This is a genomic window from Trichocoleus sp. DQ-U1 (assembly GCF_039961925.1).
GTDB lineage: Bacteria > Cyanobacteriota > Cyanobacteriia > Cyanobacteriales > FACHB-T130 > FACHB-T130.
In genome coordinates, this window is record NZ_JAMPKB010000081.1 from 1 (window position 1) to 22,758 (window position 22,758).

A 22,758-nucleotide genomic window follows, 5' to 3' on the forward strand; every position below is an offset into this window, starting at 1 on the left:
CGTATTTCATTAGCTTTACTTATGAATTACCAGGGGTGAGCGTAGAAGACAGGTGAGCGAGCGCATAATTTCAGACCTCATATTACCCCAGCGACGACTTTTGCAAGAGGTCTAATAAAGCAGGCTGCCGACTGGTCTGGTGAATGGGAATCTCGATCGCAAACTCTGCGCCAATTCCTGCTGCGGAAATGCATTTTAATTGACCACCGTGTTTTTCTACAATCTGATAACTAATGGATAACCCCAACCCCGTGCCTTTGCCGATGCTTTTTGTGGTAAAGAACGGATCGAACACTCGTTGCTGCACCTCTTGACTCATACCAGGGCCGTTATCAGCGATGTAGATTGCTACCTGATTGGTGTTTAGCATTTGAGTATGAATCCGAATCGTAGGTAATTGTTCATGGGTACTTTCTTCCCCATGATTCACAACCCGTGACCCATTGCCGATTGCCTCTTCGAGGGCATCAATTGCATTGCTGAGAATATTCATAAACACTTGGTTGAGCTGACCTGGGTAGCACTCGACTAGCGGCAACTTGCCATACTCTTTGACCAGTTGAATGCCTAAAGTGCCTCCGACTTGTTTCAAGCGATGCTGCAAAATCAGCAAAGTGTTTTCAATTCCCTCATGAATATCAACGACTTTCATTTCCGCTTCATCCAGTCGGGAGAAGTTACGCAGCGACAAGACAATTTGGCGGATGCGTTCTGCCCCCACCTTGATCGACGCCAGCAGCTTTGGGAGATCGTTCTTCATAAATTGGAAGTCGCTCATCTCTACATAGGCTTGAATTTCAGGAACCGGATGAGGATAGTGTTTCTCGTAGCGGGACAGCAGGTTGAGCAGTTCCTGAGTATAGTCGCTGATGTGGGTGATATTGCCGTAGATGAAGTTGACTGGGTTATTAATTTCGTGAGCAACTCCGGCGACTAACTGCCCCAAACTGGACATTTTTTCGCTCTGAACGAGCTTCGCTTGGGTTTGTTGAAGTTCTCGAAAAGCTTGTTCTAGCTGGTTTGTTTGTTGCCTCAATTGCGCTTCCGATTGCCGTAAGGCTTCCTCGGCGGCTTTACGTTCGGTAATGTCGGTAATCATTCCTAAGACACCGATGTATTGTCCTGTTTGATCGAAGATGGGATTTGTAGCAACAATCGCCCACAAGTTACAGCCATCTTTACGGGTGAATTTAAAGTCATGTTGTTCTTTAATTCCTTGGCGGCGACGTTCCATCTGAGCGATCGCGATCGCCTGACCTTCTTCATCCATGAATGCAAATAAAGTCTGACCTAGCATCTCAGCGATGGTATAGCCTAGCATTTGGGCCATCTGATTGTTCGCAAAAGATGTATTGCCTGCGGTGTCGAGAACCCAGATTCCCTCAGTCGTGGTTTCGACAATGCGACGATATTGCGCTTCGCTTTCCCGTAACGCCGCTTCTGTCTGCTGGCGTTCGACAATTTCCTGTTGTAACAAGATGTTGGCAGATTGTAGCGCCGCAGTCCTTTCTTCAACTCGTCTTTCTAACTCTAATGTGAGTTTTCGTAGTTCTTCTTCAGTGGCTTGGCGCTCGGCAATTTCCTTTTCTAGTGTGTTGTTGGCAGTTTCCAATAGCGCTGGACTAGGAAATGCAAGTGCTTGAGGAATTAAGGGCATTAGCATCAACGCCGTATACACAGAAACCCCAGCCGTAAAGGCTTTCAAGAATCCTGATAACCAATAATACGGATGCCACAGCGTCGCCACCTCTGCTAGATGCGTCGTACCGCACGCAACAATGAATGTTCCAAACAACAGGAATATCCCATAAAAGGGCATATCTCGCCTTTTGGAGACAAAATATACCAGCATGATTGGAATCGAATAATAAGCGACTGCGATCAAAATATCAGATGTAATGTGCAGCCACACTAATCCAGGCTTCCACAGGTAACAATGCCCGTGGGGAATAAAATCTTTTGACAAAAAATTTTGCACAAATTTTAGCATCAAGATTTATGGCTGTAATAGTTTTTACATTTAATATTCAATTTGTATCTTATCTTGGAATATTTCATATATTTGTTGATTTTCATGAATAAGGCAACAATTTGCTTACAATTTGTGCAAACAATCGACTTTGACTATTTATGTCTTAATCGACAGATTTCAGAGAAATTACGGATAGCTAGCAGGTCATCTAGACAGCAACTATCAGTTTATTTTTAGGCAGAAGACTTTTGACTAGAAATCTTTGTCGCTAACGCCCTGACACAGCATTAGCTGGAGATACCGTCTACTGTAGAATTTCGGATCTTTTATTACTTTGTAAGCGATCGCATCCATAGACAAGAAGCAATCGCTGAAAATCAATGTAAAATCGCAGCTGGTCTAGAATCCGGTTTTTTGCAAAAAAAGAACTTAAAAAAACGCTAAAATCATCACTGTGCCGCTGGTTGAGGAGAGAATGCGGGTGGAATATCAATTACAAGTAGAACAAGTGGTGGAAACGCTTAAAAAGGATCTACCCATGCTTTTTGAAAGAGATATTTCCTACGACATTTATACGCACGATATCTACTTTGAAGATCCAGTGAATAAATTTAAATGGAAATTCAACTATCGGATTATCTTTTGGACGTTGCGATTTCACGCGCAGCTATTTTTTACAGAAATATTTTTCGATCTTCATGATGTGGAGCAGACAGATGAAGACACCATTAGGGCGAATTGGACTGTACGCGGTGTTTTGCGCCTTCTCTGGAAACCTCGCCTATTTTTTAATGGCTACTCTACTTATAAACTCAATAAAGATGGGTTAATTTACAATCACATCGATACATGGGATCGCAAACCCAGCGAAATCTTGAAGCAGTTCCTGAAAAAGGGAGGGAATATCTAAGCTCAAATTTAAATGAATGCCTTGATTTTAGGAATTATTTTGATAAAAATAATTCCTAAAATTTATGAAGCTCGAACCAGAGGATTAATTGCCTCTACTTTAGACCCACAATTACTTGAATAAAGGGTAACAGCAAAGGTCGTTCCCACTCCAATTTCACTGTTTACTGCAATTTTTCCACCGTGTAAATCTACACAATTTTTTACGATAGAAAGTCCTAATCCAGTACCCGGAATCGTCCCCACATTATCAGCTCGATGAAAAGATTCAAATAACCGCGTTCTGGCTTCGGGAGGAATGCCGATTCCTTTATCTCGGATGAAAAAAAGTGCTGTTCCTTGTTCGCAAACTAAGTCGAACTGAATATTGCCGCCTTTCGGGGAATACTTGATGGCATTTGAAAGCAAATTCGTAAAAATTTGCCGAAGCAACTTTTCATCCATACAAAAATGCGTACTTTGACCTTGACAAGCGAAAGCGATCGCGTGTTGCTTGCTAATTGTCACTTGGATATCTTCCACCAGGGCGCGGCAGAATTTTTCTAAATCTAAAGGTGCTGGATTAAAGGCAAGCTTCTTGGCTTCGGCTTTACCAATAAACAACACATCATCTAATAGATGGGTCATATTTTTGGCAGCTGCTTGAATACGAGCAAAATACTCGCGTTTTTTTTCTTCACTTGCTTGATGTGGGAAACGTTCTAGTAATCTGGCAGATAGAATGATGATGCTCAACGGGGTGCGAAATTCGTGGGATACGGTGGTAACAAAGCGAGAACGCAGTTCGCAGAGTTCCCGTTCTTTTTCCATCGCATTCCGTATTTCAGCATCGGCTCGTTTCCGCTCGGTGATGTCTTCAACCATGCCTAATTCATAGAGGATTTCTCCAATTTCATTTCGGATTACCGTTACCGTTAACTTCACCCAGCAAATTTCTTGGTTTTTCTTGATATAACGTTTCTCAAGCTGATAGCTGTCTATGTCTCCCTGAATGATTTGCTTGAGATAAGGCGTTTCTATTTCCAAATCTTCAGGATGGTTAATATCAAAAAGGTCAAGGGTTGTCAGTTCTGACTCCGTGTAACCCAAAATTTCACAAAAGGCTCGATTTACCATGAAAAACCGATAGTCAGGTTTTCTGACTAAGGTGATACCGATAGGAGCATCATCAAAAAATCGACGAAATCTTTCTTCGCTCTCGCGCCGTGCTGCTTCTGCACGCTGGCTTAGCGCAGCGTGTCGCAGGCTTTGGCTAATTTCGTCCCGGAGTTGCTCGTTGACCTGTTGTAATTCTGCTGTACGCTCTTCTACTCTCTTTTCTAGTTCTTCGTTGGCTTCTTTTAGGGCGGCGGCTGCCCACTTTTGACTGGTAATATCTCTGACAGTGCTGAGGATTGCATCCACACTGGCATCTGGATTATGGATGGGGGTGATATTGTACTCGTAGTGCCTGAAACCCTCGATGGCGGGAAGGTAAGCTTCGCCAGTCATCGGTTGCCCGGTAGAAAATACTGTCTGATGGTGCGCTTCAATTGACCCCATATTTTCCGGTTGCAAGCCGAGTTCTTGCCATGTTTTCCCCACTATGTCACTACGCTGGAACCCCAGTGCCTTGGCACCTGCAACGCTAGTATCGGTATATTTTCCCGCTCTATCGATCAGATAAATCCGATCTGGAGAAGCTGAGAGAATTTGGTCGAGGTTTGTGGATTGTTGCTTAACTTGGGCGGTGAGTTGTTGTAGTTCTAACTCAACGGCTTTATGCTCGGTAATATCTTTGGCAACTGCATAGAAGCATCCATTTTGATGCGGTAACGTTCTCCAAGACAGCCATCGATAGCTGCCATCCTGGCAGAGATAGCGATTTTCAAAATGAGCGATCGCATTGTCAGCAGATTCTCCGGATGCGGTTAGCGTTGCATTAACATCATCTGGATGGACAAATTCAATCCAAGGGCGCGACATCAATTCTTCCAGCGTCCAGCCCAAAACGCTCTCCCAGGCGGGGTTGAGTTTCTGGAAGTACCTATCTTGCCCGCAAATGCCTAAGAGATCGAGGGACAGGTTAAAAAATGCATTGAGTTCGGACTCTGCTTTCGCCAGCGGCTCAGTCGGTTCGCTTGGATGCTTGGGATTGTTCACAGTAGCCCTCTTGGATGTTTACTCCCCGTTATCTTTTATTAGTATTCCCATCGCTTCCGACAAATAATGCAGAGTATTCATCCCAATTCTTACAAAATTTTGCATTTTGTTTTTAGAATCCCAATTTATGTATTTACTCGGAAGCGATCGCAGATTTTCTGCCACTTCCTAAGTTTAAGAAGCTGGAGCATTGCGGTATACGCTGAGCAGGTAAGTGTAAATCTTCAAAAACCCGGATTTTGTAGGAACTGAAGTTATCTTCCTCCGGGATTTTACGTTTAGTTTTACGAGATGTTTCGCTGCTAGGTGGCTGCATCAAAAGAGCGCGATCGCGTCCACTCCTGATAATCTAATCAAGTTATTCTCTTTTGAGGTTCTGGCAACCGTAAAAATCTATGCATCAAGATAAACGTCAGGCTTACTGGCGAGCCAATACTGCTTTAATTCGAAATCTTTTGATCGTTTGGGCGCTAGTATCCCTCGTTTTTAGCATTCTGTTAGTTGAGCCATTGAATGCGGTGCGTTTTGGTAACGTTCCCCTCGGCTTTTGGATGGCACAGCAGGGTTCTATTTTTGTCTTTGTAGGGCTGATTTTCATCTACGCCGTGCAGATGGACAAGCTCGATCGCAAATACGATATCGATGAGTGAGGGAAATAATGTCAGTTGAAATCTGGACTATTTTATTGGTTAGTCTTTCTTTCATTGGGTACCTCTACATCGGTTGGCAGTCGCGCGTTAAAGAAAGTGCAGGCTTTTTCGTGGCTGGGCGTGGAGTTCCACCCATCGCCAACGGTGCAGCGACAGCAGCAGATTGGATGTCGGCGGCGTCGTTTATCTCAATGGCAGGGTTGATTTCCTTCTTGGGTTACGACGGCTCGATCTATCTGATGGGTTGGACGGGTGGCTATGTTCTGCTGGCGTTGTTGCTGGCTCCCTATTTGCGGAAGTTCGGTAAATATACGGTGCCGGACTTTGTGGGCGATCGCTATTACTCCAATGTCGCCCGTTTAGTGGCAGTTGTGGCGGCAGTTTTTGTTTCCATGACCTACGTCGCTGGACAGATGCGGGGTGTGGGAATTGTGTTCAGCCGCTTCTTGCAAGTGGATGTAAGCACTGGCGTGATCATTGGGATGGTGATTGTCGGCTTTTTCTCCGTTTTAGGGGGAATGAAGGGAATTACCTGGACTCAGGTGGCACAGTACGGCGTGTTGATTATTGCCTACTTGATTCCCGCGATCGCGATCGCCATGCTGCTTACCGGCAACCCGATCCCCCAACTGGCGTTCCCTTTTAGCGATATTGTCCCTAAATTAAACCAAATCCAGGTTGACCTCGGTTTTCAGGAATACACCAAACCGTTTGTCAACAAATCGATGCTGGATGTTTTGTTTACTACCATTGCTTTGATGGTGGGAACGGCGGGACTTCCCCATGTCATCGTGCGCTTTTACACAGTTCCTGATGTCCGTGCGGCGCGTTACTCAGCGGGTTGGGCGCTGCTATTTATCGCGATACTCTACACTAGCGCCCCCGCGCTCGCAACGTTTGCCCGTTATAACCTGATCGACACTTTGCACAACCAGACGATTCAGGAAATTCATCAACTCGACTGGGTGAACAAGTGGGAAAACACCAAGCTGCTTACCTTTGAAGATAAGAACGGGGATGGGCGGATTCAGCTAACGCCCGATAAAGCTACTAGCGAGATCGGCATCGATCCGGATATTATCGTTCTCTCAACACCAGAAGTGGCAAAACTCGCTCCGTGGGTGATTGGCTTGGTGGCGACGGGAGGGTTAGCGGCGGCGCTGTCTACCGCATCCGGTTTGCTTTTGGTAATCTCCAGTGCGGTTGCTCACGATATCTACTACCGCATCATTAATCCAGGTGCGTCAGAATCGCTGCGAGTGATGGTGGGTCGAATTATGGTCGGGTTTGCGATCGCAATTGCCGGATACTTCGGCATCAATCCCCCCGGTTTTGTGGCGCAGGTGGTGGCTTTTGCCTTTGGTTTAGCCGCAGCCAGCTTTTTCCCAGTCATCATTTTAGGTATCTTCGACAAACGGACAAATCGGGAAGGCGCGATCGCCGGGATGTTAGCTGGTCTTATCTTTACCATCTCCTACATTGCGGGTGTCAAATTTTATGGGATGTCACCCTGGTTTTTCGGCGTTTCTGCTGAGGGAATTGGCACCTTGGGCATGGCGATCAACTTTGTTGTCACCTGGGTTGTTTCGCGTCTAACTCCGCCACCGCCGCTGGAAATACAGGAAATGGTGGAAGAGTTACGCACGCCAGGTGGGGAACCAGTCGCTTCGTCAAGCCATTGATCCTCGTTTGGATTTTAGATTTGGGGGTTTGGACGACCAAACAAGCGCCGCAACATAACTTCAAAATTGGCACAAGCGGCAGATCTACAACAAAATGGTATAAATCAACACACAGGTAGGGGTGATTCATCAATCGCCCCTTTTTTGTAGCCTGGTGGAGTAATTTTTTGAGACTCTCTACGTAGATGCGATCGCTTTACAGGTCTACTAACGCTAGCTCTACAGGTCTACCAACTTATACCCATTCATTTTACTGGCGCTACACTTACGATTTTCTTTTTGCTCCCTTGTGAAGAGGGTTGGGATTTCTGATGGCTAGCATCACAAGGAAAAATTAGTATTGAAGTAAGTTCCACCATCCCGCTTTAAACAGGTAGTCCTCTAGAGCCACTACCAAGTTTCCGGTTACTTCCGATACTTCCGAGAGAAAACTCGATAACCCTTCCCATCAATACTACCCGACGGAGAGAGACTATCTTCCTCCATATTGACTAAATCGAATTGAACATTTTCTGTATAAATTGTTAAAGTAATTCTGATTACTTCTAAAAAGTTAATCACCCAAGAACATTCTTCTTGCGAATATTCTTCATAGTATTGAATCAATTTAGCCAAACAAACTTCTAAATGAGTCCGAGTGGGAGGACAAATTAGAATAATTTTCAGCAGTAGGATTGCTAGAGTAACCGATTTTCCTTCAGAAGCTAATGAAACGAACAGAGAAGAAGGTTCTCCATTATTCTTGATCGTTAAACATTCAATTACCCGTTTACAGGTTTTAATCAGCAGAAGGCTATTGATCTCTTCTTCATCAGCCTCTTTATAGATAAATTCTAATATTTTCCACAAATTAGTTTTTAAAGTCTCTACCTGACCTTGGCTTTCAGTCGAATAAAATAAATATTTTAGCAAGCCTTGTTTAAAATGCTTGTATTTCAATTCTTTGGTTTGTTTTAAAAAAATATTTGCAATGTTTTCATAGCTAAACATTCCACGTCTAGCGATAACTTTTTTAACTAAACGGAGTGCTTGATCGCCCAAAGCCGTAGGATTTTGGTTTTTCTTATTGTTAAATCCCCTAGACTCAGAATGAGCTGTGTACATTGCCAGATCAAACTTAAACTGGTCTTTCAACTGCTTTGATAAGCCTTTAGCAGCTTGGCGCTGTTCTTCAGAATTTTTCTTATTAACATACTGAGGCGCTAACAAATAAGATGTATAACGGCTCTTCCAATGGTCTTGCTCTCGATTTTCATATCTAGAAACAAATAGCTTAAGTTCCTCGTAATCTTGGCTATTAACGAAATCTGCAAGCCAAGCTTTTAGACATTTTACACTTGGAGATGAGATGCTATCACAGTTAGCAGAATTAGAAATTAATTGAATTAAATCTTTTAAGGCTTGGTAGTGGCGAGCCAATATCCAGTTATTGAGAAGAATATAACAAGAACGCTTTAATGTATTTTTAAATTCTTCTTCGTTTTTAGAATCAACAATTGTTTTAAGTGCTTGCAGATGTGCTGAACCAATCGCCTTGACTGGATTAATAAATAAAGTTTTAAACTCATACAGAACTAAATCTGGTGCCCATTGTTTAACAATGTCCAAAAAAAACTGACAAATTATTTCCTGAGGATCTGGAATCTTCGGCACCAGCTTGTTTGAATTAATAAGTGGTTCAGTCTGATGAGTATCTAATAAGACATCCTTAAGTGTGGATGTCTTAAGAACTCTTGAGTGCTTACTGGTTGCTTGAACTTGCATTGCGCTATCGAGAATTCTTTATTCTAAATGTAAACTTTTTCTTTAGAGGATTTGGTGATTGAAAACCTTGATAGCGTATGATAGTCGCCTCATGACTTAGTGAGGCTGGATACCGCATGAATGTGACGCCTGTCACGCAGACGTCACATTCATGCGGGTAGCAAGTTTTTACACAGCGCGCTTTTTAGCATGATTGCCGCCCGTACAGGACTTCTCAGCCTACATCAAGAAGCGGGTGAATGCTGAGTAGTATGCTCTTTCATCTGATTAAGGCGCGGGGTATCATCTATGTCAAAGTATGTCAAAGGCAATGACCATAGAACTACCAATCTCTTTACCCCTAGAAACCGTACTATCTTAACAGGGTGCCCGAAAAGTATGGCAGGTAGGCATTGCTCGCCTAATTTCATGCAACGTCAAAGCAAAAAAAATCCCGACTTCCTATAGCAGCCGGAGTTCTGAAAGGCTGGCATCTTCCAACTGAAATTAGGATTGCGATAAGAGAACGCTTGAAAATCTATTGATACAGTTATTAGTTTTTATATTTTTAAATTAATTTTTTATCTTTAAAAAAAATTAATTTAAAGGATAAGTCACGTTTATAGCAACGATTAGAAAAAGTTAATGTAAAGACGGAATGTTGAAGAAGCATTTTCGGGACTCAAAGACAAAATTTAAGTGTTATTCAACTATAGTTTTCTCTTAAGAGAACTGTTAGAAGCTGTCGTATAGCAGTGTTGAGGTCTGAAATCGGCAGGCTGAGGAGTGAGGTCTGAGGTTTGAATGAAAACAGGAATGCTCTCCTACTCCCTCTCTATCTCTTGACCCTGACAGCGTTTGGGTTAACTGTGTTACCATCTGGAAAAATCTTCTCAATATCTCAATCACCCTATGGGCAAGGTTCTGGTGTTAAACGCCTCTTATGAACCGCTCAACATCACCAGCTGGCGGCGGGCTGCTGTCTTGTTGATCAAAGGGAAAGCAGAGCGGGTTGAACACAACGGCAAATACGTCTACTCAGAGTTTCCACTCCCGACGGTTATTCGGCTGCGCTACTATGTCCGGGTTCCTTATAAGGAAATTCCCCTGACTCGTCGAAATATCCTCCACCGCGATAGTCATTCTTGTCAATATTGCGGTTATACCGGGGACGATTTAACGCTCGATCATGTAATTCCCCGCTCTCGTGGCGGCGGCGATACCTGGGAAAACATTGTCACCGCCTGCGTGCGCTGCAATGTTAATAAAGGCAGCCGCACCCCCAAGGAAGCAAACATGATTTTGCGGCAGCCGCCTCGCAAGCCTTACAGTAGTCTGCACTTTGAAGTTGCGAAACACCTCAAAAGTGGTACGCATCAGGAGTGGAAAAAATATGTGATCGGCCTTTAGCCCCCTGCAATTAAATCAACTGCGGGGGGTTTTAAAATTTGGCTAGTCAAGAGACTGGCAAGTACGGGTGGTGCCCCTAGTACTGGGGGCGGAGGAACATTGCACTCTTCCTTAACCCCTCATTGCCAATCGGTAGCCATGAAAGAGCAAGAGCGCAACTGTAAAAGGTCAAGACCGGAAAACGCGACCGCAGGGGGAGTGTCGTTTACCAGTTTTTTTGTCAAGATCTATGAATAGGTAGCTCTATATCAAGACAAGCGTAATCACGGCGTCTCTGGAAACCTGTTTTCGCAGTAAAGAGGCGAGCTTTCGCGGCATTTACAAGGGTTTCTGTACTGCGCTTTTTTTGCCCTTTGGGCGATTGACTGAATCTGTCAAATACTTGGCAGGAAGCGTGAGGAGAGAGACTGTTGCAGCAACTGGAATACTAATTTTATAGCTTTGCACACCTGCATTATCCATAATATGCGATCTAATTTGCTCAAGCCTCTCAATGGTTCTCCAATCGCCGCCGAGTCAAAGCCTATAGACACCAAGCCAGATTCGGAATCTGTGGTTGAAATTCAACTAACAGAGGCGGCTCGCACACAGACAGTGAATGGATCTGGTAATTATTCAGCTAGAGGGTCTAGCGAACCCCCACTGGAAAGAATCGTGGAATCGCTACGACAGACTTTAGAGCGTCACCGGGGCGATCGCCATCTGGTAATTTTGCAAGATTTTCCCGACCCGGATGCCCTTTCGGGCGCTTGGGCGTATCAACTGATTGCCAAGCAGTACAACATCCAATGCGAAATTGTGTACGCTGGCACTCTCAGCCACCAAGAAAATATTGCTCTGGTTAAACTTACAGGCTTACCCGCAAAACGCTTGGGCGTCCAGTGCCTGAAGGAAAAGGAGAAGGACTTGTCGGTGTATCAGGGCTGTGTTCTGATTGATAACCAGGGCACGACCTGTCAATTGCTGCCTTGGGTACAAAAGGCAGGAATCCCGATTACGGTGGTGATTGACCATCACAGTATACAGACGGAACTTCATGCTGAATTTACGGATATTCGCCCTTCTACACGAGCAACGGCGACGATTTTAACCCAGTACCTCCAAGGAGGGTTGCTCAAGCTGGATAGCGGTATTGGCGAACACGTAAAATGTGCGACAGCACTGATGCATGGTCTGAGGTCAGACACGAACCGGCTGATGCAAGCTCAGGAAGAGGATTTTCTAGCTGCCGGGTATCTCAGCCGTTTTTATGACGCCCAACTGCTGAATGCAGTCTTGCAGGCGTATCGCTCAAAACGGGTGATGGATGTAATCGAGCGATCGCTAACCAACCGCACTGTCCAAAATAACTTTTCTATCGCCGGTGTTGGTTATCTTCGCTATGAAGACCGGGATGCCATCCCCCAAGCGGCAGACTTTCTCGTGACAGAAGAAAACGTCCACACGGCTGTCGTCTACGGAATCGTCCACGACGAAGATGAAGAATTGGAAGTCGTAATTGGCTCCCTGAGAACCAGCAAGCTGACTCTCGACCCTGACGAGTTTATCAAAGAAGCCTTTGGGCAAGACAATCAAGGACGCTTTTTTGGCGGCGGACGACTTTCCGCGGGTGGCTTTGAAATTCCGATGGGGTTCTTGGGCGGCTTCAATGAAAATTCTGAGTACGCCAAGATGAAATGGGAAGTTTTTGACACCCAAATCAAGCAAAAGCTGCTTCGGTTGGTCAACCCAAAAGACCATCTGCTTCATGGGGAGTAGAAGCGAGTGGAAGAATGGAAATTGCGACTCTTCCATTCTTCCATCAGCAATTAACCTATGAAACTTTATTTGATCCGCCACGGAATCGCCGCCGAGCCATCTGAGGACGTCAAAGATGAAACGCGATCGCTGACCCATGAGGGACGCAAGAAAACCACTAAAGTAGCAAAACGACTGGATGAAATCGGTGTGCGCTTCGACCTGATCCTCACCAGTCCCTTGGTGAGGGCACGCCAAACCGCCAAAATTCTCGTCGCCGCCCGTTTGTGTCCCCATCTAGAAGAATCAATCGACTTGGCTCCTGGGGGTGGCATCCAAGCTTGGCTGAGATGGTTAGAGGAATGGCGGCGAGCGGGTGGATCTCAATTAGCCCTAGTAGGTCATCAACCTAACTTGGGAAATTGGGCAGAAATTTTGGTGTGGGGCGATACCCAAGAAGCGCTAATTTTGAAAAAAGCAGGCATGATTGGATTAAGCCTTCCAGAAACTCAGTCTCCCGTGGGTCATAGCCAGATGTTTTTGCTTTCCTCACCCAAGTGGCTGTTGTAATCCCCGTTTAGAAATTCTGGTAAAACTAGCGACTACAAAAACGGTTTCTGGTAAGGTAACTTGAGTATGTTCCCCTCACCCAATCCGTAGCAACATGACTGTCTGCGAGTATAAACCAGGTTTAGAAGGCATTCCCGCTGCCCAATCCAGTATCAGCTATGTCGATGGAAAACAGGGAATACTAGAATATCGCGGCATTCGCATCGAAGACCTCGCAGAAAAGAGTACCTTCCTAGAAACGTCGTATTTATTAATTTGGGGTACGCTCCCCACGAAGGAAGAACTTGAGGCCTTTGAAAGTGAAATTCGCTATCATCGGCGGATCAAATATCGCATCCGGGACATGATGAAGTGTTTTCCGGAAACCGGGCATCCAATGGATGCGCTGCAAGCTTCTGCCGCTGCTTTGGGTTTGTTTTACTCCCGTCGCGCTTTAGATAACCCTGCTTACATTCGGGAAGCGGTGGTGCGTCTCTTAGCCAAAATTCCCACAATGGTGGCAGCGTTCCAACTGATGCGGAAAGGCAACGACCCCGTGCGCCCTCGCGATGATTTGGACTATTCTGCCAACTTCTTGTATATGCTGAACGAGCGAGAACCCGACCCCCTTGCGGCGCGGATTTTCGATGTCTGCTTGACGCTTCATGCAGAACATACGATGAACGCTTCTACCTTCTCGGCACGGGTGACGGCTTCTACCCTGACCGACCCCTACGCAGTCGTTGCCTCAGCGGTGGGAACTTTAGCAGGGCCATTGCATGGAGGGGCGAATGAAGAAGTCATCACCATGTTAGAAGAAATTGGCTCAGTGGCAAATGTTACTGCGTGGCTAGAGGATGCCTTACAGCGCAAAGCGAAAATTATGGGCTTTGGTCATCGCGTTTACAAAGTGAAAGACCCGCGAGCGACAATTCTCCAAAACTTGGCAGAACAACTGTTTGAGAAATTTGGTCACGATAAGTATTACGACATTGCTGTGGAGTTGGAAAGGGTACTTGAGGAAAAATTAGGCGAAAAAGGAATTTATCCAAACGTGGATTTCTATTCGGGTCTGGTTTACCGAAAGATGGGCATTCCTACAGATTTGTTTACACCCGTGTTTGCGATCGCTCGTGTTGCTGGTTGGCTGGCTCACTGGAAGGAACAGTTAGGAGAAAACCGCATCTATCGTCCGACTCAAATTTATAAAGGTTCTCGCGAAGCTGGCTACATTTCTATAGAACAACGATAGTCATCTAGAACCCGAAAAAACGCGATCGCTTCCGACAAAAATTGTATAGAGAAGCGATCGCGCTTTTTTTGTGGCGGAGACGGGAGGAGCGATCGCTGGTTCCGAAAATCGGGGTAGATGGGGAAGCTTACTGTTAATTGGTTGACCTTCGTAGGGATTAGTTGCCTCAGTTGACCAACAGATGCAAGAGCCGGATTCAACAGATACCCATCGCTCAATTAGAGGAGTTGGGTGAGGCGCTGTTGGATTTTACGGCACCGACGGATTTAGCCGTCTGGTTCGAGCAGTATCAGTGATAATTACACAGGCGATCGCACTTTCACCCGCCACAACAAGCGATCGCGCCTCCCTTCTTCCTGACCACAGAAAACTTTAACTTAAGGATAAGTAGAATTTCTTATTTGCTGCGCTGGGCTGGATGCGCTCCAACGATATACTAGGCTGTGTAGCTGAAAAAAATCTTCACAAAAGAACAGATAGATTGATTCGATACATCTTGTCTCGAATTGTCCTAGTAATTACTTCGTTCGGGAAACATGAACCCAGGTATTGACCTACAAGGAACTTTTATCCAATCCCTCAGGGATCTGGGCATCCCAGCAGGTGCCGCCAAAGCCATTTGGATGCCGCTGCCGATGTTTCTGATGATTATTGGTGCTACCGTAGGGGTGCTAGTGGTCGTCTGGCTGGAGCGGAAGATTTCTGCTGCGGCTCAGCAGCGAATTGGGCCAGAATTCGCCGGACCACTGGGTGTTTTGCAGCCGGTCGCCGATGGTCTAAAGCTGGTTTTCAAAGAAGATATTGTCCCAGCCAAGACCGACCGCTTGCTATTCACGCTAGGCCCAATCATCGTCGTCATCCCAGTGTTTTTGTCCTTCCTGATTGTGCCGTTTGGGCAAAACCTGGTAATCTCTAACGTCGGAATGGGCGTCTTTTTGTGGATTGCCCTCTCCAGCATTCAGCCGATTGGCTTGCTGATGTCCGGCTATTCTTCAAACAACAAGTATTCCCTACTAGGGGGTTTAAGGGCGGCAGCGCAGTCGATTAGTTACGAAATTCCCCTAGCGCTTTCCGTACTTGCGATCGCGATGATGTCCAACAGTCTTAGCACCATCGACATCGTAGAACAGCAATCTGGCTACGGCGTCCTCAGCTGGAACGTCTGGCGGCAACCCGTGGGTTTCCTCATCTTTTGGATTGCCGCTTTGGCAGAGTGCGAAAGACTCCCTTTTGACCTGCCAGAAGCAGAAGAAGAACTGGTTGCCGGTTATCAGACCGAATACGCCGGGATGAAATTCGGTCTATTTTATATCGGCTCTTACGTCAACCTCGTCCTCTCTGCCCTGCTAGTTGCAATCTTGTATCTAGGCGGATGGGAATTTCCGATTCCCCTTTCAATGTTAGGCGGCTGGCTAGGAGTTAATGAAACCAGTCCCTGGTTGCAGGTGATTGATGCATCACTGGGGATCACCATGACCCTCCTAAAAGCCTACTTCCTCGTTTTCATAGCGATTCTGCTGCGCTGGACTGTACCACGGGTTCGCATTGACCAACTGCTCGATCTAGGGTGGAAGTTTCTGCTCCCAGTGTCTTTAGTCAACCTGCTACTGACCGCAGCCCTAAAATTAGCATTTCCCGTTGCTTTTGGCGGGTAATTGGTAATCGGTAATCGGTAATAAGTCGTGGGAAAAATTACCTTTTTCTACAATCACCAATAACCGATTCTCTAATCAGAGAGAGACACAGAACAATGCTTAAGTTCCTCAAACAAGTTGGCGATTACGCCAAAGAAACCGTCCAAGCGGCTCGATATATTGGTCAAGGGTTGTCTGTAACCTTCGACCATATGCGGCGGCGTCCGATTACCGTGCAGTACCCCTACGAAAAACTCATTCCTTCCGAGCGTTTCCGGGGTCGAATTCACTTTGAATTTGATAAGTGCATTTCCTGCGAAGTCTGCGTGCGGGTTTGTCCCATCAACCTGCCAGTAGTGGATTGGGAGTTTGACAAAGCAAGCAAAAAGAAACTCCTCAAGCACTACAGCATCGACTTCGGAGTTTGTATCTTTTGCGGCAACTGCGTGGAATACTGCCCAACCAATTGCCTATCAATGACCGAAGAGTACGAGCTTAGCACCTACGACCGTCACGAATTGAATTTTGACAACGTGGCACTGGGTCGTTTACCGTACAAAGTCACGCAAGACCCAATGGTGACGCCGCTGCGCGAACTTGTCTACCTACCCAAGGGCGTCATGGACCCGCACGACCTGCCAGAAGGTTCCCGTCGCCCCGGTCAGCTTCCAGCGGAAATTCTGGAACAAACGGAAAAATAAAAGTGATTTGTCATTCGTCATTAGTCACTTGTAAAAAACTAATGATGAATGACGAATGACAAATAAACGATTGACTACTGACAAAGGACAAAAATGAATCTAGCTGAAGGCGTTCAGATTGTTTCGTTTGGCCTGCTGTCGCTGATGATGATTGGCTCAGCTTTAGGAGTGGTGCTGTTTACTAATATTGTCTACTCAGCCTTCTTACTGGGTGGAGTTTTTGTCAGCATCGCTGGGCTGTATCTTCTTCTCAATGCAGACTTTGTAGCGGCGGCGCAGGTTCTCATTTATGTTGGAGCGATTAACGTCCTGATTTTGTTTGCCATCATGCTGGTAAACAAGCGGGAAGATTTTGCACCCATTCGCAATCGCTGGATTCGCCAAGCATCAACGGCTTTGGTCTGTATCGGCTTGTTTGGGCTTCTGGGTACGATGGTGATCAGAACTCCCTGGACTTTAGCGGTCTTGACCACTCCCATTGAAAGTAGCATTGTGCAGATTGGTCTGCATTTCTTCAGTGACTTTTTGCTACCCTTTGAGTTGGCATCTGTGTTGTTGTTGATGGCAATGGTGGGCGCAATTGTTCTGGCACGTCGTGAGTATATTCCAGAAGAAATTTCACCTCAGCTAACTCAACCAACCTCGTTAACGTTGCCGGAACGTCCTCGCGAACTTTTGACGGTCGGCTCCGAAAGCGGTAAACTCCCCGCAGATACCAACACCTAGAAACCAAGAAAACTCATGCACCTAGAACTTCAGTATTTTCTACTGCTAGCCGCTGCCCTCTTCTGCATCGGTATCTATGGCTTGATTACCAGCCGTAATGCTGTTCGCGTGCTGATGTCGATTGAATTGCTGCTGAATTCTGTCAACCTGAATTTAATGGCCTTTTCTAATTTTCTCGATCCTCAAGAAATTAAAGGTCAGGTTTTTTCCGTCTTTGTGATTACTGTTGCAGCTGCTGAAGCCGCTGTGGGTTTGGCGATTGTGCTGTCAATCTATCGCAACCGCGAGACGGTAGACATGGAGCAGTTTAATCTGTTGAAGTGGTAATGGTTAATGGGTAATGGGTAATGAGTACTTTGAGTTGAAGAAAGCTCTTGAATTCAAAATTTAGACGCGGTAATGGCGTCTCTAGAACTGAAAAGTTTTTACCTATACCAATTACCCATTATTCCTTACTAACAACGGCAGAAAAATCAGTGATTAATATTTAGGGATATAAATGTAGATTGATGAATCTACAAGCGTTTTTAATATTTATATTTATCTTCAGATTTATCTCTAGTAACGTTGAACCCTTATTTTTAGTTTTGCCTGATAAATTTGAGTAGTTAAAATCGTGGACAAGGTTGAGGGTCAAACATTTCAGGTATCCAGCCCACATCTATCCTTAGTATTAGTTGTCTGAAATACATTGTTATAGAATGACAGAGGGCTGGAGAAAATAGGCATTATCAAATAAAAGCGATCGCGTCTTTGCAAGGAAGAGGAAAATAGCTATGGGGATGACTCTCACCGAAAAAATCTTGGCTCGTGCCTCCGGTCGGGCTATTGTCGAACCGGCGGAGAATATTTGGGTTAACGTTGATTTGTTAATGACCCATGACGTTTGTGGCCCCGGTACAATCGGGGTATTCAAGCGCGAATTTGGCGCAGATGCCAAAGTCTGGGACAAAGAAAAGATTGTTTTGATTCCAGACCATTACATTTTTACTGCCGACGAACGCGCTAACCGCAACGTTGATATTCTGCGCGACTTTGCCAAAGAGCAAGACATTAAATATTTCTACGACATCACCGACCGAGCCGACTTTAAAGCCAATCCAGATTACAAAGGTGTTTGTCACATTGCCCTAGCACAAGAAGGTCACACCCGTCCTGGGGAAGTGCTGTTTGGTACCGATTCCCATACCTGTAACGCGGGCGCTTTTGGTCAGTTCGCCACCGGCATTGGCAACACGGACGCTGGTTTCATTATGGGCACCGGCAAGCTGCTGATCAAAGTCCCGGCGACGATGCGCTTTGTCTTTGAGGGCGAGATGCCAAATTACCTGTTGGCAAAAGACCTGATCTTGCAAATCATTGGAGATATTGGTGTTGCTGGAGCCACGTATCGGGCGCTGGAATTTGCCGGTACTACCATTAACGGTCTGTCGATGGAAGACCGGATGACGCTGTGTAATATGGCGATTGAGGCGGGTGGCAAAAATGGCACGGTCGCCCCGGATGAAACGACGTTTGAGTACGTCCGCGCCCGGACTGATAAGCCTTTCGAGCCAGTTTATACGGATGCTGATGCTCGTTTCTACTCGGATCGGCATTATGATGTCTCCCAGTTAGAGCCGGTTGTCGCGAAGCCCCATTCTCCAGATAATCGTGCCTTGGCGCGGGAATGCCGGGATGTCAAGATTGACCGAGTTTATATCGGTTCCTGCACTGGCGGCAAAACTTCAGATTTTATGTACGCTGCCCGTATTTTTAAGGGACAGCAGGTGAAAGTTCCTACTTATTTGGTACCGGCAACGCAGAAAGTCTACGAAGACTTGTTCACGCAGAAGTACGAAGGGCAAACTTTGTCTGAGATTTTCTTGGCGGCTGGTTGCATTGAGCCTGCGGCACCTTCTTGCGCGGCTTGTTTGGGTGGTCCCAAAGATACTTTCGGTCGTGTGAATGAGCCGGAAATTTGCGTTTCTACGACTAACCGCAATTTCCCCGGTCGGATGGGGAATAAAGAGGCGGGGATTTATCTGGCTTCGCCTTATACTGCTGCGGCTTCGGCGTTGACTGGATATGTGACTGACCCCCGCGATTTTATGTAGAGCGGTAGTAGAGGGGAATTCGGAACCTCACCCCCAACCCCTCTCCGTGAACGGAGAGGGGCAATATTGAATAGCTCGACATTCGTGGGGAGGGGCAGGGCGTGGGTTCAACCGTACTGCATCTAATAGAGAATTGCTAGAGACTTCAACCCAGGCTGTTAATCAGGTCAATATAATTGATCCAGCCTTGGAAGATGTCTTGAATAGTCCCGCTATTTTCCTCAACAAACTGGCTACCTTCTTCTGAAAAAGGGGATGTAGCGATCGCATTATCCAATTCGCCGAAAAGATCCGTCACCGTAGTTCCCCCGACGCAGGTAGCGGCGGCTTCATCAGCAAGTTCTTCCCATAAGGGAGACTCAGCAGAGATATTCGCTTGCTGGTTGATAGTGCTTTCTTTCATAAAAAACCTCTGGGCATCAAAATTATCTGATATCAACTCCATACTAATTGGTTGTCGCGATCGCGCTTTCGATTGTACACAGAAGGCGATCGCCCCAAAGCACTCGCTATACTCGTAGTCTACGGAATTCAGCAGATGCGAGTATTATGGTGGATTGGTTATTGGTCTGGGGAGTTTCTCAAGCTGTTGGGGGTCTGGTGTACCCCATTGTGCAAGATTTGGCAAAGGAGGGAGCAAAAGACTTTGCTAAAGATTTCTTCAAAGATTCGCTGAAACACGTTTTGCTACGGGAAAAAGACCCTCGTCAGGTTGCGGCTGGTAAGGCTATCAAAGAATTTCTGCAACTGGTACAGGATGAATTAAAAGATACAGGCGTTACTGATGAGCAATTGCAGCAATATACCAAACCGTTAAAGGAATTTATTAAAGACAAATCGGTTAAAGAGATTCTGGGAAGTGCTTTTAAAGATGACTGTCAGGCTTTAGATACAAAAACCTTAGCTCAAACTTGGAATCAGCTTAATTTATTACCTTTGCCACCTGAAGAATTTGATTGGGATTTGGTAGGCAAGCTGTACCGGAAAAAAGTTAAAGCGATTATCCGAGAATTGCCTGAATTACGCGCTATACTTGACTCTCAAAATTTAGAAGCTATTCAAAAAAATACTAAAGAACTAGCTGGAATTCCTACTGAATTTGACTTGAGGCGATATCAGGAAGGACTGCAAGAGCAATACAGCAGTCTTAATTTAGATAGTGTAGATACGAGTGTTTACGACTATCGAGAAAAACTCAAGGTATGGCAAGTTTTCATAGCACAGGATATGCGAGAATGCCAGGAATATTTACCCCAAGTTTACGAGATTCCTAAAGAGCATCAAAAACGACTGAGAGAGAGTAACCAACTTGAAGCAGACGTCAACCCGGAGGAGTGGGAACGATACAAAGAAGTTTATTATCAACAGCCAATTCGCTCAGTTTTGGATATTGTTAATGATTATCAAACCTATCCTTATGTTGTAATTTTGGGCGATCCGGGTTCGGGAAAGTCCACATTGTTGCAATACATCGCTTTGAATTGGGCAAGAACGCCCCTGAATAATGTTATTGAAGAGTCGATTCCGTTGCTGATTGAATTGCGGACTTACATTCGCAATCGCGACTCTGGACAATGCAAAGATTTTCTGGAATTCTTCCACAAAGGCAGCATTATCTGTCGCCTCAATCAGCACGAACTCCACGAACGCCTGAAAGCTGGCAAGGTTTTGGTGATGTTTGATGGGTTGGATGAGGTGTTCGATCCGCTGAAACGGGAGGAAGTGATTACTGATATCCATCGTTTCACGAATGAATATCCCAATGTGCGGGTAATTGTCACTTCTCGTATTATTGGCTACAAACCGCAACGGCTGCGAAATGCCCAGTTTCGTCACTTCATGCTGCAAGATTTAGAGTCAGATCAAATTAAGGATTTTATCGACCGATGGCATGAGTTAACGTTTACGGATGAGGCAGATAAAGTTAGAAAGCGGGAGCGACTGCAAAGGGCAATCGAGACTTCTTCAGCGATTGGAGAACTGGCGGGAAATCCTCTCCTGCTGACAATGATGGCAATTTTGAACCGCAATCAAGAATTGCCCAGAGATAGACCAGAACTCTACAACCAAGCCTCGCGATTACTGCTGCATCAATGGGATGTAGAGCAGAAATTGCTAGAGAATCCGAGGATCGATTCGGTAACGATTGACTATAAAGATAAGCAGGCGATACTGCGTCAGGTTGCCTACTTTATGCAAGCATCTGATAAAGGTTTAGCTGGTAATCTAATTAGCGGGGATGATTTAGAAAGGATTCTAACTAGCTTTTTGAAAAGCACAGAAGTCAATCAGCCGAGAACTGTTGCCAGATCGCTGATTGAACAATTGCGGAGTCGCAACTTTATTTTGTGTTACCTGGGTGCCGATTCCTATGCCTTTGTGCATCGGACATTTTTAGAATACTTCTGTGCCAGTGAGTTTGTTGAGCGGTTTGGGAAACGGGGACTTGAAGGGGGTTTGACGATTGAAGAACTCAAAACGGAGGTTTTTGCTAAGCACTGGGAGGATGAGTCTTGGCATGAAGTGCTGCGGCTGATTGCGGGAATGATTGATACGAGCTTTGCTGGTGAAATTATTGATTATCTGATGGCTCAAGATGGTGAAGCCCAAAAGTTTATCAATCTATTTCTGGCGGCGAAGTGCCTCTCAGACGTGAGAAATCGCTCTACGATTGCCGTAACTGTTACTAAGTTACTCAATTACTTAAAAGGATTAACAAAATACGGAGATAAAGAGCGAGCGTCAAGTGAAGAAGATTACAAGTTGAATGAAGAAGAATACAAACTAATCCATAGAATTCGCACTCAGGCTGTTGCAAAGATTGCAACAGTTTGGACAGATGACCCTGATACCTTATCGTGGCTCAAAACTTGTATCCAATCGGATAAAACTGGGTATGAGGGGCAGGCAGCATTGGAGGAAATAGCTAAAGGTTGGAAAAACGATCCCAACACCTTATCTCTTCTCAAAACCTACGCTCAAGCGGCTGACGATTGGGGTGTACAGTTTGGAGCAGTGCGAGAGTTAGCCAGAGGTTGGAGAAACGACCCTGACACCTTACCTATTCTCAAAACTTGCGCTCAAGCGGCTAACAGTTGGAGTGTTCGACGAATAGCAGTGCAAGAGTTAGCCAAGGGTTGGAAAGATGAGCCTGGTGTCTTTGAATTTTTGTCCGATCGCGCTATCAATGACCCCTTTGAACGCGAGAATGACTACCAAGACAACCCTCGGCAAACAGCAGTTGAGGGAATCATTGAGCAATATCCTGACCATCCCCAGATTCTACCGCTGTTGCGCGATCGCTCTCTCAATGACCCAGATGAGAAAGTTCGCGACTTCGCTACAGAGAAACTAAAGAATTGGAGTAAAAGTTGCGAGTAGAGCAGCGCTGAGGATGCGATCGCTATCTGATTGACAAATCTTTCCGTGTAGGTTGGGTTTCGAGAGTTTTGGAGAATCTTGCAAGTTTTGCTTCTTGAATTTTGTCAGTCAACCAACGGCTGACCAGTAAGCTTTAGCTTACTTTAGCTTTAAGCCGGGAAATTTATTCCCGGC

At 45.6% G+C, this 22,758-nt stretch carries 18 protein-coding genes; 14 read left to right on the forward strand and 4 right to left on the reverse strand.

The features are described from left to right. Positions 1-82: 82 nt before the first annotated feature. Positions 83-1,966, reverse strand: coding sequence for a PAS domain S-box protein (locus NDI34_RS23315; protein WP_348233991.1), 1,884 nt, complete (start codon positions 1,964-1,966; stop codon positions 83-85). A gap of 481 nt (positions 1,967-2,447) precedes the next feature. Between NDI34_RS23315 and NDI34_RS23320 the strand changes: the two genes are divergently transcribed. After that, positions 2,448-2,882, forward strand: coding sequence for a DUF2358 domain-containing protein (locus tag NDI34_RS23320; protein ID WP_348233999.1), 435 nt, complete (start codon positions 2,448-2,450; stop codon positions 2,880-2,882). Between the two features lie 62 nt (positions 2,883-2,944). Here NDI34_RS23320 and NDI34_RS23325 read toward each other — a convergent pair whose 3' ends face one another. Then, positions 2,945-5,023 (reverse strand): PAS domain S-box protein, encoded by a 2,079-nt coding sequence (locus NDI34_RS23325; protein WP_348233992.1) that lies wholly within the window; start codon positions 5,021-5,023, stop codon positions 2,945-2,947. A 395-nt stretch (positions 5,024-5,418) separates the two neighbouring features. On the opposite strand from NDI34_RS23325, the gene NDI34_RS23330 reads away from it, so the two are divergent. Together NDI34_RS23330 and NDI34_RS23335 are read left to right on the forward strand one after the other, a co-directional pair. Continuing rightward, positions 5,419-5,673 carry a DUF4212 domain-containing protein gene (locus tag NDI34_RS23330; RefSeq protein WP_190413482.1) on the forward strand — a complete coding sequence of 85 codons (255 nt, stop codon included), beginning with the start codon at positions 5,419-5,421 and terminating at the stop codon, positions 5,671-5,673. An 8-nt stretch (positions 5,674-5,681) separates the two neighbouring features. After that, positions 5,682-7,355, forward strand: a complete 1,674-nt coding sequence (locus tag NDI34_RS23335) for a sodium:solute symporter family protein (protein WP_348233993.1) — start codon at positions 5,682-5,684, stop codon at positions 7,353-7,355. Between the two features lie 405 nt (positions 7,356-7,760). Here the strand turns inward: NDI34_RS23335 and NDI34_RS23340 are convergent, their stop codons facing one another. Further along, complete coding sequence (locus NDI34_RS23340; RefSeq protein ID WP_190413487.1) at positions 7,761-9,119, reverse strand: hypothetical protein; 1,359 nt, start codon at positions 9,117-9,119, stop codon at positions 7,761-7,763. A gap of 891 nt (positions 9,120-10,010) precedes the next feature. On the opposite strand from NDI34_RS23340, the gene NDI34_RS23345 reads away from it, so the two are divergent. The 10 genes from NDI34_RS23345 to NDI34_RS23390 all read left to right on the forward strand — a co-directional run bounded on the left by NDI34_RS23345 (position 10,011) and on the right by NDI34_RS23390 (position 19,203). After that, a complete protein-coding gene (locus tag NDI34_RS23345) occupies positions 10,011-10,508 on the forward strand; it encodes an HNH endonuclease (RefSeq protein WP_190413489.1) in 498 nt (165 codons plus the stop codon). Between the two features lie 465 nt (positions 10,509-10,973). Continuing rightward, positions 10,974-12,266, forward strand: coding sequence for a bifunctional oligoribonuclease/PAP phosphatase NrnA (locus NDI34_RS23350; protein ID WP_348233994.1), 1,293 nt, complete (start codon positions 10,974-10,976; stop codon positions 12,264-12,266). Between the two features lie 57 nt (positions 12,267-12,323). Then, positions 12,324-12,815, forward strand: a complete 492-nt coding sequence (gene sixA, locus NDI34_RS23355) for a phosphohistidine phosphatase SixA (protein ID WP_348233995.1) — start codon at positions 12,324-12,326, stop codon at positions 12,813-12,815. A 94-nt stretch (positions 12,816-12,909) separates the two neighbouring features. Then, positions 12,910-14,046: a citrate synthase gene (locus NDI34_RS23360; protein WP_190413495.1), complete on the forward strand. Its 1,137-nt coding sequence runs from the start codon at positions 12,910-12,912 to the stop codon at positions 14,044-14,046. Positions 14,047-14,216: 170 nt separating this feature from the next. Then, positions 14,217-14,342, forward strand: coding sequence for a DUF4351 domain-containing protein (locus NDI34_RS23365; RefSeq protein ID WP_199292304.1), 126 nt, complete (start codon positions 14,217-14,219; stop codon positions 14,340-14,342). A 240-nt stretch (positions 14,343-14,582) separates the two neighbouring features. Then, positions 14,583-15,701 carry an NADH-quinone oxidoreductase subunit NuoH gene (gene nuoH / locus NDI34_RS23370; protein WP_190430307.1) on the forward strand — a complete coding sequence of 373 codons (1,119 nt, stop codon included), beginning with the start codon at positions 14,583-14,585 and terminating at the stop codon, positions 15,699-15,701. A 95-nt stretch (positions 15,702-15,796) separates the two neighbouring features. Then, entirely contained in the window at positions 15,797-16,381 is a 585-nt protein-coding gene (ndhI, locus tag NDI34_RS23375; protein WP_190435723.1) for an NAD(P)H-quinone oxidoreductase subunit I, read from the forward strand. A 93-nt stretch (positions 16,382-16,474) separates the two neighbouring features. Continuing rightward, the gene (locus NDI34_RS23380; RefSeq protein WP_190413503.1) at positions 16,475-17,107 is read left to right on the forward strand and encodes an NADH-quinone oxidoreductase subunit J; all 633 of its coding nucleotides are present in this window, start codon (positions 16,475-16,477) and stop codon (positions 17,105-17,107) included. 15 nt (positions 17,108-17,122) lie between these two features. Next, positions 17,123-17,434 (forward strand): NADH-quinone oxidoreductase subunit NuoK, encoded by a 312-nt coding sequence (nuoK, locus tag NDI34_RS23385; protein WP_190413505.1) that lies wholly within the window; start codon positions 17,123-17,125, stop codon positions 17,432-17,434. A 449-nt stretch (positions 17,435-17,883) separates the two neighbouring features. Continuing rightward, entirely contained in the window at positions 17,884-19,203 is a 1,320-nt protein-coding gene (locus NDI34_RS23390; protein ID WP_348233996.1) for a 3-isopropylmalate dehydratase large subunit, read from the forward strand. 145 nt (positions 19,204-19,348) lie between these two features. Here NDI34_RS23390 and NDI34_RS23395 read toward each other — a convergent pair whose 3' ends face one another. Beyond that, positions 19,349-19,606, reverse strand: coding sequence for a hypothetical protein (locus NDI34_RS23395; protein ID WP_348233997.1), 258 nt, complete (start codon positions 19,604-19,606; stop codon positions 19,349-19,351). 146 nt (positions 19,607-19,752) lie between these two features. Between NDI34_RS23395 and NDI34_RS23400 the strand changes: the two genes are divergently transcribed. Then, positions 19,753-22,584 carry an NACHT domain-containing protein gene (locus tag NDI34_RS23400; protein ID WP_348233998.1) on the forward strand — a complete coding sequence of 944 codons (2,832 nt, stop codon included), beginning with the start codon at positions 19,753-19,755 and terminating at the stop codon, positions 22,582-22,584. Positions 22,585-22,758: the final 174 nt, after the last annotated feature.